This is a genomic window from Pseudomonas sp. PS01299 (assembly GCF_029960145.1).
GTDB classification, from domain to species: domain Bacteria; phylum Pseudomonadota; class Gammaproteobacteria; order Pseudomonadales; family Pseudomonadaceae; genus Aquipseudomonas; species Aquipseudomonas putida_A.
In genome coordinates, this window is sequence record NZ_JASCPO010000449.1 from 1 (window position 1) to 2,059 (window position 2,059).

At 62.1% G+C, this 2,059-nt stretch carries 1 protein-coding gene; it reads left to right on the top strand.

Annotated elements, in window-relative coordinates; all coding sequences use genetic code 11:
• The first annotated feature begins 158 nt into the window (after window positions 1-158).
• Window positions 159-1,967, top strand: a complete 1,809-nt coding sequence (locus QMX91_RS30880; RefSeq protein WP_096795893.1) for a monovalent cation:proton antiporter-2 (CPA2) family protein — start codon at window positions 159-161, stop codon at window positions 1,965-1,967.
• Window positions 1,968-2,059 lie beyond the last annotated feature (92 nt).

Here is a 2,059-nt window from a genome sequence, read left to right on the forward strand (position 1 = left end):
GGGCTTGCTCGCGAATGCGGTGTCACAGTCGCCATCAACATCGACTGAACCAGCGCTTTCGCGAGCAAGCCCGCTCCCACAGGGTTTTGTGGTGGATTGACGAGCGGCGCAGCCTTTATCCTTGTCCCCCCCGCCGTACCGCTGTCAGGAGTCAACCCATGCCCCATGAAGGCAACCTGTTACAAGCCGCTGTCGTGTTTCTGTTCGCAGCCGTGCTCACCGTGCCACTGGCCAAGCGTCTGCAACTGGGCGCGGTGCTCGGTTATCTGTTGGCGGGGGTGATCATCGGCCCGTCGGTGCTCGGCCTGATTGGCAATCCGCAGAGCGTTGCGCATATCTCGGAACTGGGCGTGGTATTGCTGTTGTTCATCATCGGCCTTGAGCTGTCACCCCGTCGCTTGTGGGTGATGCGCAAGTCGGTGTTTGGCGTAGGTCTGGCGCAGGTGCTGCTGACGGCGGCGGTGATCGGCGTGCTGGCGTTGTACGTGTTCGGTCAGCCACTGAACAGTGCGATTGTGCTCGGTCTTGGCCTGGCGCTGTCGTCCACCGCATTCGGCCTGCAAAGCCTGGCCGAGCGCAAGGAGCTGACCAGCCCCCACGGGCGACTGGCGTTTGCGATTCTGCTGTTTCAGGACATCGCCGCGATCCCGTTGATCGCGCTGGTGCCGATGCTCGCCGGCAGCGCCCACGCCAGCAGCAACGCGGAAAGCCTGAACCACGGTTTGCAAGTACTCGGCGGGATCGCCGTGGTGGTGGTCGGCGGGCGTTATCTGTTGCGTCCGGTGTTTCGCGTGGTGGCAAAAACCGGTCTGCCGGAAGTCTCTACCGCCACCGCATTGCTGGTGGTGATCGGTACGGCGTGGCTGATGGATCTGGTCGGCGTGTCGATGGCGCTCGGGGCTTTCCTCGCCGGCCTGCTGCTGGCGGACTCGGAGTATCGCCATGAACTGGAAGCGCAGATCGAGCCGTTCAAAGGCCTGCTGCTCGGGCTGTTTTTCATCAGCGTCGGCATGGGCGCCAACCTGAGTCTGCTACTGAGTGCGCCGATCACCGTGCTGGGCCTGACGCTGCTGCTGATCGGCTTGAAGTTGCCGCTGCTGTTTGTGGTCGGGCGTCTGGCCGGTGGGCTGACCAAGGTCAGTGCGATTCGCTTGGGTATCGTGCTCGCCGCCGGCGGTGAATTTGCCTTTGTGGTGTTCAAGATCGGGCGCGATCAGGGCCTGTTCGAACCGCGCCTGTATGACTTGCTGGTGCTGACCATCACTCTGTCGATGGCCTTGACGCCGTTGCTGCTGTTGATCTGTGCACGATTGGTCAGCCCGAAAGTGCAGCCAGTGGAGGTGCCGGAGAAATTCCGCGAAATCGACACCGAGGCACCGCGCGTGGTGATTGCCGGCATGGGCCGGATGGGCCAGATCGTGGCGCGGATTCTGCGGGCGCAGAACATCAAGTTCGTGGCGCTGGACACCTCGGTGGAAACCATCGAACTGTCGCGCAGTTTTGGCGGCGTGCCGGTGTTCTACGGCGACCCGATGCGCCCGGAAATCCTCAATGCGGCGAAGGTTGGCGAGGCGGAGTATTTCGTGATTGCCACGGATGATCCGGAGACCAACATCAAGACCGCCGAGATCGTGCGCAAGCTGTATCCGCACATGAAGATCATCGCTCGCGCACGTAACCGTCAGCACGTGCACCGCCTGGTCGATGTCGGCGCCGAAGCGATTCGCGAGACCTATTACTCCAGCCTGGAAATGAGCCGCCGCACCCTGGTCGGCCTCGGTCTGACCCAGGCCCAGGCCGATGCGCGGATCAAGCGTTTCAAACACCATGACGAACAGGTGCTGGAAGCCCAGCACGCGGTCTACGACGACGCGGCCAAAGTCCTGCAGACCGCCCAGGAAGCCCGGGCGGAACTGGCGCGGTTGTTCGAGTCGGATCAACTGGAAGAGGAAGCGCGCAAGGTCTGAATTCACCACAATTCCAATTGTAGGAGTGAGCCTGCTCGCGATGGCGATCTATCAGTACCCATCTCTGTTACTGACACACCGCCATCGCGAGC

Bases quoted from the DNA above. Each gene is read 5' to 3' on its own strand.
- QMX91_RS30880 (WP_096795893.1), top strand. From the start codon at position 159: ATGCCCCATGAAGGCAACCTGTTACAAGCCGCTGTCGTGTTTCTGTTC.